Origin of the sequence: Methylosarcina fibrata AML-C10 (assembly GCF_000372865.1) — a bacterium.
Taxonomy (GTDB): Bacteria; Pseudomonadota; Gammaproteobacteria; order Methylococcales; family Methylomonadaceae; genus Methylosarcina; species Methylosarcina fibrata.
Genome location: NZ_KB889965.1, coordinates 3,899,715 through 3,914,075, shown reverse-complemented (window position 1 = coordinate 3,914,075; position 14,361 = coordinate 3,899,715). Strand labels below are relative to the sequence as shown.

Sequence of the window (14,361 nt, the reverse complement as noted above, 5' to 3'; positions counted from 1 at the left end):
ATTAAAATAAAAGACATTATTCCAAGCCATCGGGCAAGCACATGCAAAACTTCAAGCAACCGGAAGCCTTGACGGCTTCGGATTATATCGGGATCGTTCTGGAAAAAACCAAAAACAACCGGAAACTGGCGTTCACGGTCTTCAAAAAATTGTTTGAAGAACTGCCCGAGCAGATCGTCTGCATCGAATCGGCCCTGTCGGCAGGCCATTATGAAACGGCCAAGGACATCGTCCATAAAATGCACGGTTCGGCCTGCTTTTGCGGTCTGACGGGGATTGAGGAGCCCGCCGGCAAACTGGAGCAATACGTGCTCGACAACAATTATCCGGCGCTGATTCATGATTTCCGGCTGCTGCAGGAAAGAGTGCTTTTGTTTGTCCGGCATCGGGAATTCATCCTGGCCGAACTGGATCAGGGAATTTGACAACGTTTCCAAATCGGCGATTGGCCGGCATCGGCGGTTCCGATGCAAAACCGGCACCGCTTTATCCACTCTCTCATCCGTGACTATGTCAGCGAAAAATAGAATTCTGGGGTTTATCGGCATCGGACTGATGGGAAAGCCGATGACCCTGCGTTTGCTTGAAGCCGGTTTTCCGGTCAACGTGTGGAATCGCAGTCCCGAAAAGCTCGCCGCCGTCGTCGAGGCGGGCGCCCGTGCTTACGCCTCGATGGCCGATCTGGTCAGAGACTCCGACGTCGTGCTGCTGTGCCTGGCCGATACGAAAGCGGTCGAAATCGTGGTCAACGAGGCCATTCTCCCGAACGGCGCCCAGGACAAGCTGCTGATCGATTTATCCAGCATTCATCCCGAAACGACGCGGCAACTGGCGGCCGCGCTGCACGCCCGGTGCGGCATGGGCTGGGTCGATGCGCCCGTTTCCGGCGGCGTCGGCGGCGCCGAACAAGGCAGCCTGGCGATCATGGCCGGAGGCAGCGCCGCCGACATTGCCGTTGCACGCGAGGTTCTGGCGCCGCTGTACCGGCAGTTGACCCACATGGGCGAGGTCGGCAGCGGCCAGGTCACCAAAATCTGCAATCAGATGATCGTCGGCTGCAATGTGCTGGTCATCGCCGAAATGATGGCGCTGGCGAAACGGGCCGGAGTCGCTGCCGAAAAAATTCCGGAAGCTCTGGCCGGCGGTTTCGCCGATTCCCGCCCCTTGCAGATTGTCGGCCCGGAAATGGCGTCCGGGACCTTCGAGCCGGTCAAATGGCGGGTCAAAACGCTGTTGAAGGATCTGAGCATGGCGGTGGATTTGTCCGGCCAACTGGGCAATGCCGTGCCGATGTCGGGGCTGGCCGCGCAATTGATGCAGTTGCACGGCAGCCACGGTTATCTCGAAGACGATCCCTCGACCTTGATCAAATTATTCGGAGACGATGAATGCTGCGCTTCAGCGCCAATCTGAGCCTGCTCTTTACCGAAGCGGAACTGCCCCGGCGTTTCGGTCTGGCGAAGACCCACGGCTTTGATGCCGTGGAGATTCAGTTCCCCTACAGCCTGGAACCGGCGGCAATCGAAGAACAATTATCCGAGCACAAGCAGAAACTGGTCCTGCTCAACATTGCCGCGGACGATTTAATGCAGGGTGGAGAAGGCCTCGCCTGCGTTCCGGAAAAACAGTCCCGTTTCAGGCAGGCGGTTAAGGAGGCACTCCGTTACGCCGAAAGGCTACAGCCGGCCGCGATCAACGTACTGCCCGGACGTTGTTTCGACCGGCGGCGGGAGCCGGCTTATCTGGACACCTTCAAGCAGAATCTGCTGTATGCGGCGGCAACCTTTTTCCCTTTGGGCATAAAAACCGTATTCGAAGCGATCAATACGCACGACATGCCCGGTTTCATCATTCACAACGGCGAACAAATGCTGGCAATCCGGCGTGAACTCGACCATCCCGGCATTTTTCTGCAATACGACATCTACCATATGGAAAGAATGGCGGAAAATTACATCGAATTCATCGGCCGTCATGCCGGTCTGATCGGCCATGTCCAGTTTGCCGACTGCCCCGGCCGGGGCCAGCCCGGAACCGGCCGGATCGATTTCGGCGGAGTATTTGCCGCAATCGAGAACTCGGCTTATTCCGGATGGGTCGGCGCGGAATACCGCCCCGTGGGCGCTACCGAAGACAGTCTGGACTGGTTCGGTCATTCTTCCTCCAGCGCCGCCTGACCGGCGGCTCTTCACTCTGGGTACCGTGATTTCTGCCGGAAACGCTCCGGTACAAGACAAGCCGCAGACTTTTAATCGCCTTTTGCGGGATAGGTTCGGCGTGACTGGAGTCTTATAATCATAATAAGATTACATCTGAAGAACCGTTCAAGGAAGGACGGCAGGCCGTGCCGCAACAGTCCCATTCTTCATTTGGACAGAGGGGCGGAAATTTGTCAAAGGGTGCGAGCCATTCGTGTTTTTGATCAACCTCCTAACCCGCTTGAGGAAACACTATGAAACGGCCACTTACCGGCGGTTGCCTTTGCGGTGCGGTCCGCTATGAAATTAGCGAGGAGCCGGTGCGCATGATCAATTGCCATTGCCGAACTTGCCAGAAAGCTTCCGGTTCGGCTTATCAGCCTCTTCTATTCGTTCCCGACCGGGCGCTCCGCGTCAGCGGCAGTTATATGGAATATCCGACCGTCGCCGACAGCGGCAACACCGTCTACCGTGCGTTCTGCCCCAAATGCGGCAGCCCTTTGTTCGGACGGAACAGCGCCTTTCCCCGGTTAAGGCCCGTGGTTGCGGGCACGCTTGACGACCCCGCCTTCTATCGCCCGCAAATGGACATGTGGGCGGCCGAGGCCCAGCCGTGGGACGTCATGAATCCCGACCTGCCCAAATGCAACGGCAATTTCTGGTAATCCATCACAAAGGTAGACCATGCATTCGAAACTCAGTATCGTTGAAATCAAGCCCAAATCGGAACATAAATACAGCATCGTCTGGCTGCACGGACTGGGCGCCGACGGTCACGACTTTGAAGGGATCGTGCCCGAATTGCGCTTGAACGCCGAGGCCAACATCCATTTCATCTTTCCCGACGCGCCGGTGCTGGCGGTGACGATCAACGGCGGCATGAAAATGCGCGCCTGGTTCGATATTTTTTCTCTGGCGCCGAAGCTCGAACCCGACATCCCCGGCATTTACCGTTCGTCGGAGTTGGTGGAACGCCTCATTCGCGACGAGATCGACAAAGGCATTCCCTCCCGAAACATTCTGCTGGCCGGATTCTCCCAGGGAGGCGCCATTGCTCTGCATGCCGGTTTGAGATTCTCGGAGGCGCTGGGAGGCATCGTCGCTCTGTCCACGTTATTGCCGACAACCGGACAATTAAGAACCGAGCGCGCTCCGGCCAACGACAATACGCCGATCCTGATGGCGCACGGCATCCTCGACTCGGTGGTGGCCGTCGAATACGGCAAGCAAACCTGCGACGAATTGAAAGCGATGCAGTACCCGGTCGAATGGTACGACTTCATGATGGAACACTCGGTCTGTCTGGAAGAAATCGGGCGCGTCGCCGATTTCATCAACCGGATTTTTCCGTAAGAATCGGACGTATCGGTAAATTAAGAAAAAGAAGGCGTCTTGCTTCTATTCCCGGCTCAAATAACGGCCAAGGCGCGTCCTGACATGATCGACATGAGAGCCCTCCCAATACACCTGACCGCAATCGCGGCAGCGGTAAAAGCGGTCATAATATTTTTTGGTTTTAGGTTCCAGAAGAGCTAAAACCTGATTTTTTTCGACCGCTTCGATTAACCCGTTGCAGCGGGTGCAGCGGCGAAACGGCCGGATTTGAGCGGACAGGTCGAACCGTTCGACGACTTCGGCCAGTTGCCGTTCCGGCACGACCGAACGCACCCAGTAGCCGTGAGTAATGGCTTTGGCATACAGCAGACGGCGGTCGCGCGTCAGCACGATGCGGTTTTGCTCGGCCGAAATGGCGGCGATCTCCCGGTCGTCGAACGAATTGGCAAACAGCGTATCGAAACCCAGCAAGCGCAGCAGCCGGGCCAGTTTGCCCAGATTGACGTCGGCCACGAAAGCGGTGTTTCTAAGCGGCTTGTCGCGCAACCGGACAATCGGAGAAATATCGATCCCTTCGAAGACCGGATACACCGCCACTCGATCCGCATCCTGCAATGGGTAGCCGAAGCCGACCGAGATGCCGTTGACGACGATCAAATCGACCTCGGTATGCGGCACGCCGAAGACTTCGATCGGGTCCTTGATGCCGGGATGGCCGTTGAAGCGATAGGGCAAGGATTGCTTTCTCTGCTCCGGCAGCAGAAAATCGTTCAGTTCTTCATAAAACCGAAATTCGGCGGCGTGCTCAAAATCCCGGTCCGGTTTTCGGCGGTGGTTCTTCATGGCATATCAGCGTGGCGAGATAAACAAGAGCACCGAACAACATGCCCGGTCCTACAATCTACAGGTTCGGGTTTTCAAAAACAATCCTGCGCTTCCTGCTTCCGCCCGGCCTCCCATCAAGCAATAACTCGTCGTCATGGGCAGTGGTTTTTACGTTCATCCCGCTTTTTGCTAAGATGTCGACCCATTCCTTTGAATCGAGCATTTCCCTTTTTACGACAAAGCCAGCCGCATAGTTTTCTGGAATGGACGGAATCACATGAATTCGCGATTTTACACCTTTATAGGCGGAATTTCCGGACCCTGGCAGGTTACCGCGATGCGCACCCTGACCGGTGAACCGCTGGCTCCCGTCGAAAAACTGAACATCATCGGCTCTCAGGAATTTCTCGAACGCCGGGGCGCCGCCTGGCTGCTCAGCGGCATCACCAGCTACGACCGCTATCTTACCCGTTGCGAGAAAGCCTTGCTGGCCGCAAAACAGCCGGATCTCGGCAGACCGGAGGCGGTCTGTGCCGCCCTGATTCCCATTCGCAAAAATGCCGCCTGGTGGAATCTCACCCAGGAAGAGCGGCGCGAGATTCTGGAAACCCGGTCGAGGCACATCCAAACCGGCCTGAATTATCTGCCCGCCATCGCGCGCCGGCTATACCATTGCCGAGACTTGAGCGAGAACGAACCGTTCGACTTTCTCACCTGGTTCGAATTCGCGCCGGGCGATGCTTCCTTGTTTGACGATTTGACCGCGGAGCTGCGCGCTTCCCGAGAGTGGAGCTATGTCGAGAGAGAAGTCGACATTCGGCTGATTCGCGTCCACCCGGCCTGACTGTTGGCTTTCAGGCCCAGGCAGGACCTCATTCGGCGCGACATGGGACTATAATTTATCGCGCTATCATCCTAAACCCTTCGGGGTGGAACAAGAATCGGCTTTCCCGAAGGAGGGACAAACGATGAACGAATTTCCCGAGTATGACGAAATCCATGTCATTTCGGACATCCACATGGGCGGCAAGCCGGGTTTTCAGATTTTGCGCGAAACGCGGCGTCTGGCCGGTTATATTGCCTGGGTCGGGCGGCAGCGGCCTTCGGGCCGGGTGGGGCTGATTCTGAACGGCGATGTCTTTGACACCCTGGCCGAAGACATTCATGGCTACGTCGCGGTCGACGAAGCGGTCGCAACCCTGCGGCGGATCATGGAGGATCCGTCTTTTTCCGGCATCTGGCAGGCGCTTGCCGATTTCGTCAGGTTGCCCGGCCGCATGCTGGTGTTCGTCATCGGCAATCACGATATTGAAATCGCTTTTCCTACCGTTCAGCGGCTGATTGTTTCGCGGCTGGCCGGAAATGATCTGTCCGCCCGGGCACGGATCGAATTTTCCGCCACCGGCGCGGGCTATGCCTGCACGGTCGGAAACGCCCGCGTTTATTGCACGCACGGCAACGAAGTGGATGCCTGGAATTACAACCGCTACGAAGACCTGGCGAAAGTCGGGCGCCGTCTGAACGCCGGCCGCCCGCTCGATCCCGGCGAATGGTACCCGAACGCCGGCACGCGCATGGTGAAAGAGGTAATGAACGAGGTCAAGCGCAAATTCGCCTGGATCGACCTGCTCAAGCCGGAAACGTCGGCCGCCATCGGCACCTTATTGGTGCTCGACCCTTCCCAGATAAAAAAAATCGGCCGATTGATCTCGATCGTCGGCGAAAAGGTGGAGGGGCGGCAGCAGGTCGACCAGCGCCTTTCGGCGGAAGGCTTTCAGACGCCCGCGCCCGATGCCGCCGTGCCGCTTTCGGTCGATGGTTTATTGGGGCCGAACCTGTTGAGCGGCCGCGCTTCCGGGGAAGGCTGCGCCGATGCCATGTTACTCGAAGCGGAAGAACGGATCGGACACAAGGATGCGCTTTCGACGCTGGCCGACGGCACTCTGGGCACCCCGCAACTGATCTGGGACTGGATGACCGGCGTCGGCAAGGATGAAGCGCTCCGCCGCGCGCTGCTGGATTGGCTGGCGAAGGACAAAACCTTCGTTGTTGACGACCAGGACGACACCTTCCGGCAAGTCACCGCCGCCGTCGGGCCGGCCGTCGATTTTATCGTGACCGGCCATACTCATCTGGAACGCGCCATCGAAATAGCCGATGGGCGCTACTATTTCAACAGCGGCACCTGGATACGCCTGATGCAGTTCACTCCGGACATGCTCAAAGATACGAAATCTTTCAAGGAAGTTTACGAAGTGCTCGTCAACGGCCGAATGGAAAGACTTGACGAGGCCAGGATCAAAGGCGAACCGTTCGTCATGGATCAAACCAGCGCGGTCTCGATCGTAGAGGAAGGCGGCAAGGCGGTCGGCCGGCTGACGCACGTGGTCGGAGACGGTTCCGGCAAGCCCTTGGAAATAAAAAAATTCCCGGAGAAGTAAGATGAACGCCACCCCCGACAAGGCCATCCAGAAAGTCAAGCTCGAGTTTTTACGGCCCGGACCGCCGCACAATCAATTGCTTTCTCCGCTCACGCCTTATATCGCCTTATGCGGCGAGGACGGGCCGGTGACGGTCCAGATGCCGTTCGAACACCGGCAATTGCTGATGCGTTTGCGCCGGTTGCGCTACGAATCCGGCAAAGACCCCGGCCGGGACGAACAACGGCAAGCCGAAGTCCGCGACATGGGCGAAGCGATCGGCCGGGTTTTCGGCCAGGTTCCGGCGCTGTTGTCGGAATTGGGCAATGCGGTCGGCGACAGCGGCCGGCTGGTGCATTTGTCTCTGTCTCTTTCGGCCTTCGAATTGGGCTTGATTCCGTTCGAATTCGCGATCGGCATGGACGGGTTTCCAAGTTCCGGCTCGCCGCTCTTTCTACAAACGCGCACCCCGATCACGATAACCCGGCAAATTCGCCGGGGCTCGCCGCTGCCGATCCAGTGGAACCGTCCGGTGCGCATCCTGTTCGCGTTCGCCGAACCGGACAACCTCAAGGTGCCGGCCCAGGCGCATCTGAATGCACTGCGGATGGCGATCGAACCCTGGGTCAAGTTGAGGAATCGGGGCATGGCCCGGGAACGCGTTGAGGATGTCAAAAAAATACTGACGGTGCTGCCGAATGCCAGCCTGAAACAAATCCGCGACGCCTGCAGTACTACCGAATACACCCACGTTCATATTCTGGCGCACGGCGCTCCTCTGGAAAACTCGGGCGACAAACGCTACGGGGTTGCCCTGTGCGGCGACCTCAACAGCCAGCAGGACGTGGTGGACGGCGAGCGCCTTGCCATTGCTCTGACCGCCCGTGATGCGTCGGGAAAAATGAAATTTTGTCCGACGATGGTTTCTCTCGCCACCTGCGACTCCGGCAATATCGAATCGGTACTGACGCCCGGCGGCAGTATTGCTCATGAATTGCATGCGGCCGGCATTCCCTGGGTGATCGCTTCTCAATTTCCGTTATGGATGCGCGCTTCCGCGATTGCGGCCGAAATGCTTTACAGCCGCTTGCTGAACGGCGCCGATCCGCGTTGGGTGATTTACGAGCTGAGGCAGCGCCTGCGCACCGATTCGGCCGGAACGCACGACTGGGCCAGCATCGTCGCCTATGCAACCGTGCCTTCCGATTTCGAGCAACAGGTTGCGGCCTTTAGAGATCGCCAGATGCGGGCAAAACTGGATATCCTGTTTGACCGCGTCGACGAATTGGTGGGAGCCAATGAAGAATCCGAAATCAAGACGTCCATCCCTGCCGATTGCGGGGAAGAAATCGAATTGCGGTGCCGCTCCATCCGGGCCGAACTGAAAGCCTGGCGCGAACAACCGGAAGCGACGGCTTCCGCCAAGATAAAAGCCGAGCGCTTCGGGATGAGTGCCGCCAGCGAAAAACGCATCGGCATTGCCTATGCTCTGCTTGCCTCAGGTCAGTCCGCATCGGAAAACAGTGAGAAAAACCATGAGCAAAGCAGAAAAGCCTACGAAGCCTCCCGGGAATTTTATCGGGAAGCGCTGGAAGCCGAACCGCATAACTATTGGGTCATTACGCAATATCTTTCGATCGAGGCCACGCCGGTATTGGCCGATGCGGGGGACTTTAAAGAATTATCGAAAAAATATGGCCTCTGGTGGGCCGCAGCGCGGCAAATCACGCACTGGCAGTTGCGTCAGTCCACCGGCGAAAGCAGGGCCTGGGCACTGGCCACCCTCGCCGAATTGGCCTTGCTCGGCGTCGCTTACGGAGGATCGGGATTCGGTTACAAACAAGCCAGGGAAGAGATTCCGAGGCATTGTGCAGAGATGCGCGCCCTGGTCGGAGCCGATGCGTTTCCGCTCTTGTCGACGCAGCGCCAATTCCGGCGTTACATCAAGCATTGGCCCAGGGAGGAATGGAGGGAGCTTCCGCAGATGGCTCTGGAAGCCCTGGGGGATAAATCCGGAAGAAAAGACAAGGCGGGCCCGACTCAATGACTCGGGATTGATTGAAGCGGATGCCTTTCCTGGACTGAGCTGCTTTTAAAAGCGAACTGCTGGCCCAGCAAAGGCAAATATGCGTAATCGATCAAAACGAATCGACGTCCAATAAAGTCTCCGGGAATGCGTCGGGATCCGTATCATAAAACCAGTCCAGGTTGCCCGCTCCTTGCAAAGCCGCCTTGACCTCGGCGGGTGATTTGCCCGGATTGTTGGCTATGTACAAGGCCGCCGCGCCGGTAACGTGAGGCGTCGCCATCGACGTACCGCTCATCGTGGCATAACTGCTGCCCTTCCAGGTGGAATAGATGCAGACTCCCGGAGCAATCACGTCCACATCGGCACCGTAATTGCTGAAGTCGGCAAACGTATCGTCTTCGTCGGTCCGGCAGGTGGCCGCTGCCGATCCGCCGTCAAGACCATCGAAATCGGCCAAAGCGGAAACGGTAATGACCTCGTCGAAAGCGGCGGGCACGTGATTGGCCGCATCGCCTCCGTCATTTCCAGCAGCCACGACAAAGGTTACCCCCGCATTGACCGCATTGCAGATGGCCTGATGCAGGCCGCCGTCGTCACATCCGGTATCGGTGCCGTCTCCGCCGAGACTCATATTGGCCACTTTAATAATGCGGGCGTTCTGCTTCACAAAATTAATACCGCAAATGATGCTGCTCCAGGCGCCGTTGCCGGAGTTATCCAGGACGCGTATCGACCACAGGCGAGCGCCCGGCACCACGCCCACCACGCCGACACCGTTATCTTTGGCGCCGATCGTCCCGGCCACATGGGTGCCATGGCCATTGCCGTCGGCATAGTTTCTGCCCGTGGAGCAGTTTTTTCCGCCGACGACATTCAAATCGGGATGCTTCAAGTCGATGCCGGTATCGATCACAGCGATATTGATATTACTCACGCTGCCGGAGCCATTCCCGGATTCTGCCGAGCTGATGTCGCCGAAGATTCTTTCGATTCCCGTCGGGACCGTTTGAGCGTCTGCATGGACATAACGGTCCTGGACCACGCTGGCCACTCGGGAATCCTTCAGAAGCGCCTGCAGACGCTCCGGCGGAACATGGGCTGCAAAGCCGTTTAAAACATGATCATAGACATGGGCAATTTTCAAGCCGTGCAGTTTTTCCATTTCCGCAGCCCTTCCGGAGGCCGGTTCGCTCGATTTCATGGTAATGATGTACTGATCGGGAATCGGACCTCTGTCCACTACCTCGGCTAGTACCAAGGAACCTGTTCCAAGCCAACTCACGAGTACCCAATACAATAATCTAAAGGTCGTTGTCATTTTTCTTCTCCCCTTATGAAACATCCGCGAGACATTCGTTTTCTTTATTCATCTTGCACGCTATCCCTACCGTCTTTGTCGGGCACGAACCAACGCTCGACGTCATTTCCGCTGTTTGAGAAGACACCATACTCCGAATGATAGAAAAATTGAATTGTACTTTAGTACTACGGCATCGATTTTCAGTCAGCAACATAATCCTAACTTTCATTTCGGGGCTTTATGAGCTGCACTGTCTTGACCGGAAATAAGACTCATCCGATTTCTTCGATGATCTTCAGCATCGGATACGGCTCTCCCGCTACCTGCCGATTCGGCGGATCGTTTTTTCAGCGTGGTTCGTATAAGCAATCAAATAACGTGCCAAAATTACGCAAGACCATTTTTCTGTTTGAATTCAAAAGATTATTTTCATGCGGCCAGAAATGGTTCGAGCAAGAATCTGGACCTGAGACACAGGCGTGTCTTATGCCTGTATCATTACTGTCTCTTGAGACAAGATTAAGACAGATCGAAAATATTGCCCTGCGCGTCCGGAGACAAATGAATTCCCCAGGTCAGTCCGCCGCACAGGCTGGCCGGAACTTCGGCATTCCCTAGCCGTGCCGGCGCCGACAGGGTATAACCGCCAGGCGACACCGGTCTCGCCGGAAGATTTCGTAAGCCGAATTTTAAATCGGTCCTTTGCGAAGGACGAAGGAGCGCCGGATTGAACGTTCCCCTGATCCATCTTGAGTCAGTGAAATGCACCTTTTTTATTGGCCGGAGGAGTCCAGCGAAAGAAGAGTGAAAAGGGGCCGCCTCGCTTTTCCCTCTCGCTCATCGGGCAAAAATGCGAGGATATTCAAGGGATATAGACCACTTTGGGCTTGCCTTCGGCCGAGACCAGTTCTCCTAGCGGGAACGCGGTTTCGCCGGAACGGGATAGCGCGTCGATAGCCGACGATTCGTCCTCGGGCGCTACACAGACAATCATGCCGATTCCGCAATTAAAGGTGGTCAGCATATCGTCTTGCGGGACGTTGCCCTGCTCTTGCAGCCATCGGAAAATGGGCGGAAACTCCCAGGCGGAAAGGCGAATACGGGCGTCGATGCCGACGCTTAAAACCCTCGGCAAATTTTCGGTGATGCCGCCGCCGGTAATATGGGCCAGCGCATGCACATCAATTTTTTCGAGCAGCGACAGCAAGGATCTGACATAAATCCGGGTCGGCTCCAGCAAGGTTGCGCCCAATGATTTTTCGTGAAACGGGTCGGTTAAGTCAGCACCGCTTTGTTGCAAAATTTTCCGTATCAGCGAATAGCCGTTGGAATGGGGGCCGGACGAGGCGATGCCGATCAGTTTGTCGCCGGCTTTGACCTTGCTGCCGTCCAGAACCTTGTCCTTTTCCACGAGGCCCACGCAAAAGCCCGCCAGATCGTACTCGCCCGCCGCATACATGCCGGGCATTTCCGCCGTTTCTCCGCCGACCAGCGCGGCTCCCGCAAGCTCGCAGCCTTTGCCGATGCCTTCGATGACCGAAGCGGCCGTGTCCACGTCGAGTTTGCCGGTAGCGAAATAATCCAGAAAAAAGAGCGGCTCGGCGCCCTGAACGATGATGTCGTTGACGCACATCGCCACCAGATCGATGCCGACGGTATCGTGAACGTTCATATCGATCGCCAGTTTCAGCTTGGTTCCCACGCCGTCGGTGCCCGACACCAGCACCGGATTCCGGTAGCGGTCCAGCGGCAGTTCGAAAAGGGAGCCGAAACCGCCCAGCCCGGCCAGGACGCCGGCGGTGCGGGTTCTGGCGGCGATCGGCTTGATGCGCTCCACCAGTTCATTGCCGGCGGCAATGTCCACCCCGGCGCTTTTGTAGTTCAGGGTCTCTTGATTTTTTGTGCTCAATGTCGTGTCTCTGAATGGATTAAACCGGCGATATTGTACAAGACATCCCGAGAGGAGGGTGAGCGCTATCGCCGTCTTTTGAAAATTTTTATCGATGACAATCGTTTGCAACGATCGGAAAGGAGTCAACCGGCCAATTCTTCATTAAAAACATCATAATAAATACGGTTGAATTTTGACTGAAATATAATTAAAGTTCGTAAGGTTGCATCTTTAAAAACTTATAACAATAAAGATACCGGCGGGTTTGTATATGAAAATTAAAATAATAAACTTTGCATTCACCTTGGCTGCCCTCTGCCTTAACGGCCCGGCTCTCGCCTATGAAGCGGACATCGAAGAGGAAATGTGCAAGAAACCGAAGTATACCGATTTTACTCTTACCGAATATAAGGAACCCGAGCGGATCGAAGTGGCTCCCGAATCGGAATTTGAATTCAAGATATCGGCCTGGGCCGACCCCACCACACTCAAGCTGACCGCCAGAAGAGAAAAAGTCGACTACACCGTCGAAAGCACTTCGACTTTTCATCGGATCAAAGCCAAATTGCCGTCCAGTTTGAACGGCAAGTTCGCCCGGATCGACGCCAGCGTCAAAGCGGTACTGGGCTGCGACGAACAAAAAGGCTGGCTGGTAAAGATAGCCGATAAGACACCGGAATCCGCCGCGCCCGCTCCTACGGTAAACGAGGAAGCACCCTCTCCGGCTCCTCCGGCGGAAGCCCGGCCGAATCCTCCTGTAGCTGCGCCCGTAGCGCCAGAAACCGCACCGCAATCGCCTCCAGCAGAAGCGCCGGCTACTCAGTAAGGTATCTTGTCGTTTTTTTCCGACCACACCTGAAACGGAAGCCGGGCATCGGGCAAACTCAGTTGCACCATCGCAATCTTCCGCTCCAGCGGTGAAACCGAGATTTCGTCGTAAATAAAACTGTCGTCGAAATCGGCGGCTGCCGCATCGTAGCGGTTACAGGCAAAATAAACCTTATCGAGCCGCGCCCAGTAAATGGCTCCGAGGCACATGGGGCATGGCTCGCAACTGGTATAGAGCACGCAGCCTTTGAGCTGGAAATCGTTCAGCTTCCGGCAGGCCAGGCGGATGGCCATGATCTCCGCATGCGCGGTGGGATCCAGGTCCTGCGTCACCCGATTGCCGCTGGAAGCAATCAGAACGCCGTCCCTGACAATGACGGCACCATACGGTCCGCCCCCGATTTCGACATTCTCGACAGCGACTTCAACGGCGCGCTGCAGAAACAGTTCATCCATTTATAAACCCAAAGGATTGTCGGGATCGATGCCTTCCATAAAAGGCAGACGGCGATCCTGATTGGTCAGTTGATACACCTTTCCCAGCCAGTTGTTGAAAACCGCTTTGGCGGTGTCTCTCCAAGTGTTGTCGATGTGTTCGAGCACCCGGTTTTCGGGGAATGGCTCCAGTTCCCGTCCGTTTCGTCTTGCCGAAACGACGTGATCGCGGTAGACGGTAAAAATCTGCCTTGCCTCCTCATTAAAATAATTTTCCGGAAAAGGCGGATAATCCTCGATTTCTCTTCGGTAATAACGCAGCACCTCGCGTTTGTATTCCTTCAACAGGCTGATTTCGTCGTATTCGGGATGCCCCTGAAAAAATACGATGCGGAATCCGTCCGAACTGACCGCCAGATGCACCCCAGCCTCTTTACTGACCGCCAGCACCTTGAGCCCCTTCCGCTCCATGTCGGCCTGAAATATCTCGTTAAAGCGCGAGTGAGGCACGTCGAAGCGCGTATTGATTTCGGCGACCAAAGGATGAGTGCGGTCGGTCAATTTGTGCGAAAACACGCCCCAGCGCTTGCCCGGCAGGCGGGTGCGCTCGATGCCGTAACAGTATTGGATCAAGGCGTGAGTGGCCAGACAGGAGCAGAGCACCGACGTCACGTTTTCCTTGGCCCACGAAAACACCTCGGTCAGCGGCATCCAGAAATCCTCTTCCTGAAGGTGCGGACGCGTTACGTTGGCGCCGCTGATAATCAGGGCGTCCAGGCCATCCTCCTTGATTTTTTCAAAAGGCTCGTAATATTTCGCGATGTGCGCTTTTGCTGCATCGCTCCTGGGCAAGCCGTCGATGGTGAAGGGATGGACGTGAAACTGGGCGATCTGGTTGCAGGCGCCGACCAGCCGGAAAAATTGTCTTTCCGTCGCCTCCAGCGCCGCATCGGGCATGATGTTGAGCAGGCCGATGTGCATTTCCCGGATGTCCTGATGACTGGCGCGGTCGGGCGCCAGGATCGTTTCGCCTTCTTCGCGCAGCCTCTGAAAGGTAGGCAACTCGGTGTGAGCAACTAGGGGCATAATTTAAACTCGGT

At 56.4% G+C, this 14,361-nt stretch carries 16 protein-coding genes; 9 read left to right on the top strand and 7 right to left on the bottom strand.

The window, feature by feature from the left end; genetic code table 11:
* Nucleotides 1-41 precede the first annotated feature (41 nt).
* The 5 genes from A3OW_RS0118335 (at nt 42) to A3OW_RS0118315 (ending at nt 3,551) form a co-directional block, all read left to right on the top strand.
* Nucleotides 42-425, top strand: a complete 384-nt coding sequence (locus A3OW_RS0118335; protein WP_020564916.1) for an Hpt domain-containing protein — start codon at nt 42-44, stop codon at nt 423-425.
* Nucleotides 426-510: 85 nt separating this feature from the next.
* A complete protein-coding gene (locus A3OW_RS0118330; RefSeq protein ID WP_020564915.1) occupies nt 511-1,413 on the top strand; it encodes an NAD(P)-dependent oxidoreductase in 903 nt (300 codons plus the stop codon).
* Nucleotides 1,389-2,177 carry a hydroxypyruvate isomerase family protein gene (locus A3OW_RS0118325; RefSeq protein WP_020564914.1) on the top strand — a complete coding sequence of 263 codons (789 nt, stop codon included), beginning with the start codon at nt 1,389-1,391 and terminating at the stop codon, nt 2,175-2,177. The genes A3OW_RS0118330 and A3OW_RS0118325 overlap by 25 nt, the downstream gene beginning before the upstream one ends.
* Before the next feature lie 275 nt (nt 2,178-2,452).
* Entirely contained in the window at nt 2,453-2,863 is a 411-nt protein-coding gene (locus tag A3OW_RS0118320; protein WP_020564913.1) for a GFA family protein, read from the top strand.
* A gap of 19 nt (nt 2,864-2,882) precedes the next feature.
* Nucleotides 2,883-3,551, top strand: a complete 669-nt coding sequence (locus A3OW_RS0118315) for an alpha/beta hydrolase (RefSeq protein WP_020564912.1) — start codon at nt 2,883-2,885, stop codon at nt 3,549-3,551.
* Nucleotides 3,552-3,596: 45 nt separating this feature from the next.
* On the opposite strand, the gene A3OW_RS0118310 is transcribed toward A3OW_RS0118315, so the two are convergent.
* Nucleotides 3,597-4,376, bottom strand: coding sequence for a Mut7-C RNAse domain-containing protein (locus A3OW_RS0118310; protein WP_020564911.1), 780 nt, complete (start codon nt 4,374-4,376; stop codon nt 3,597-3,599).
* A 58-nt stretch (nt 4,377-4,434) separates the two neighbouring features.
* Nucleotides 4,435-4,635, bottom strand: a complete 201-nt coding sequence (locus tag A3OW_RS0118305) for a hypothetical protein (RefSeq protein WP_020564910.1) — start codon at nt 4,633-4,635, stop codon at nt 4,435-4,437.
* On the opposite strand from A3OW_RS0118305, the gene A3OW_RS0118300 reads away from it, so the two are divergent.
* The 3 genes from A3OW_RS0118300 (at nt 4,636) to A3OW_RS0118290 (ending at nt 8,825) form a co-directional block, all read left to right on the top strand.
* On the top strand, nt 4,636-5,202 hold the full coding sequence (locus tag A3OW_RS0118300; RefSeq protein ID WP_020564909.1) for a chlorite dismutase family protein: 567 nt from the start codon (nt 4,636-4,638) through the stop codon (nt 5,200-5,202). It abuts the gene before it with no gap.
* A gap of 124 nt (nt 5,203-5,326) precedes the next feature.
* Nucleotides 5,327-6,799, top strand: coding sequence for a metallophosphoesterase (locus tag A3OW_RS0118295; protein ID WP_020564908.1), 1,473 nt, complete (start codon nt 5,327-5,329; stop codon nt 6,797-6,799).
* A 1-nt stretch (nt 6,800) separates the two neighbouring features.
* Nucleotides 6,801-8,825 (top strand): CHAT domain-containing protein, encoded by a 2,025-nt coding sequence (locus A3OW_RS0118290; protein WP_020564907.1) that lies wholly within the window; start codon nt 6,801-6,803, stop codon nt 8,823-8,825.
* A gap of 91 nt (nt 8,826-8,916) precedes the next feature.
* On the opposite strand, the gene A3OW_RS0118285 is transcribed toward A3OW_RS0118290, so the two are convergent.
* From A3OW_RS0118285 to purM, 3 genes are all read right to left on the bottom strand, one after another.
* Complete coding sequence (locus tag A3OW_RS0118285) at nt 8,917-10,125, bottom strand: S8 family peptidase (protein WP_157385936.1); 1,209 nt, start codon at nt 10,123-10,125, stop codon at nt 8,917-8,919.
* Between the two features lie 501 nt (nt 10,126-10,626).
* Entirely contained in the window at nt 10,627-10,764 is a 138-nt protein-coding gene (locus A3OW_RS28005) for a hypothetical protein (protein ID WP_020564905.1), read from the bottom strand.
* A gap of 205 nt (nt 10,765-10,969) precedes the next feature.
* On the bottom strand, nt 10,970-12,016 hold the full coding sequence (gene purM, locus A3OW_RS0118275; RefSeq protein WP_020564904.1) for a phosphoribosylformylglycinamidine cyclo-ligase: 1,047 nt from the start codon (nt 12,014-12,016) through the stop codon (nt 10,970-10,972).
* Nucleotides 12,017-12,269: 253 nt separating this feature from the next.
* Here purM and A3OW_RS0118270 point away from each other — a divergent pair, with 253 nt between their 5' ends.
* Nucleotides 12,270-12,824 (top strand): hypothetical protein, encoded by a 555-nt coding sequence (locus A3OW_RS0118270; protein WP_020564903.1) that lies wholly within the window; start codon nt 12,270-12,272, stop codon nt 12,822-12,824.
* Here A3OW_RS0118270 and A3OW_RS0118265 read toward each other — a convergent pair.
* Nucleotides 12,818-13,282, bottom strand: a complete 465-nt coding sequence (locus A3OW_RS0118265; RefSeq protein WP_020564902.1) for a nucleoside deaminase — start codon at nt 13,280-13,282, stop codon at nt 12,818-12,820. The genes A3OW_RS0118270 and A3OW_RS0118265 overlap by 7 nt on opposite strands.
* On the bottom strand, nt 13,283-14,347 hold the full coding sequence (gene metA, locus A3OW_RS0118260) for a homoserine O-succinyltransferase MetA (RefSeq protein ID WP_020564901.1): 1,065 nt from the start codon (nt 14,345-14,347) through the stop codon (nt 13,283-13,285).
* Between the last annotated feature and the right edge of the window lie 14 nt (nt 14,348-14,361).

Bases quoted from the DNA above. Each gene is read 5' to 3' on its own strand.
- A3OW_RS0118320 (WP_020564913.1), top strand. From the start codon at position 2,453: ATGAAACGGCCACTTACCGGCGGTTGCCTTTGCGGTGCGGTCCGCTAT.
- A3OW_RS0118315 (WP_020564912.1), top strand. From the start codon at position 2,883: ATGCATTCGAAACTCAGTATCGTTGAAATCAAGCCCAAATCGGAACAT.
- A3OW_RS0118290 (WP_020564907.1), top strand. From the start codon at position 6,801: ATGAACGCCACCCCCGACAAGGCCATCCAGAAAGTCAAGCTCGAGTTT.
- A3OW_RS0118325 (WP_020564914.1), top strand. From the start codon at position 1,389: ATGCTGCGCTTCAGCGCCAATCTGAGCCTGCTCTTTACCGAAGCGGAA.
- A3OW_RS0118285 (WP_157385936.1), bottom strand. From the start codon at position 10,125: ATGACAACGACCTTTAGATTATTGTATTGGGTACTCGTGAGTTGGCTT.
- A3OW_RS0118335 (WP_020564916.1), top strand. From the start codon at position 42: ATGCAAAACTTCAAGCAACCGGAAGCCTTGACGGCTTCGGATTATATC.
- A3OW_RS0118330 (WP_020564915.1), top strand. From the start codon at position 511: ATGTCAGCGAAAAATAGAATTCTGGGGTTTATCGGCATCGGACTGATG.
- A3OW_RS0118300 (WP_020564909.1), top strand. From the start codon at position 4,636: ATGAATTCGCGATTTTACACCTTTATAGGCGGAATTTCCGGACCCTGG.
- metA (WP_020564901.1), bottom strand. From the start codon at position 14,347: ATGCCCCTAGTTGCTCACACCGAGTTGCCTACCTTTCAGAGGCTGCGC.
- A3OW_RS0118265 (WP_020564902.1), bottom strand. From the start codon at position 13,282: ATGGATGAACTGTTTCTGCAGCGCGCCGTTGAAGTCGCTGTCGAGAAT.
- A3OW_RS0118270 (WP_020564903.1), top strand. From the start codon at position 12,270: ATGAAAATTAAAATAATAAACTTTGCATTCACCTTGGCTGCCCTCTGC.
- A3OW_RS0118295 (WP_020564908.1), top strand. From the start codon at position 5,327: ATGAACGAATTTCCCGAGTATGACGAAATCCATGTCATTTCGGACATC.
- A3OW_RS0118310 (WP_020564911.1), bottom strand. From the start codon at position 4,376: ATGAAGAACCACCGCCGAAAACCGGACCGGGATTTTGAGCACGCCGCC.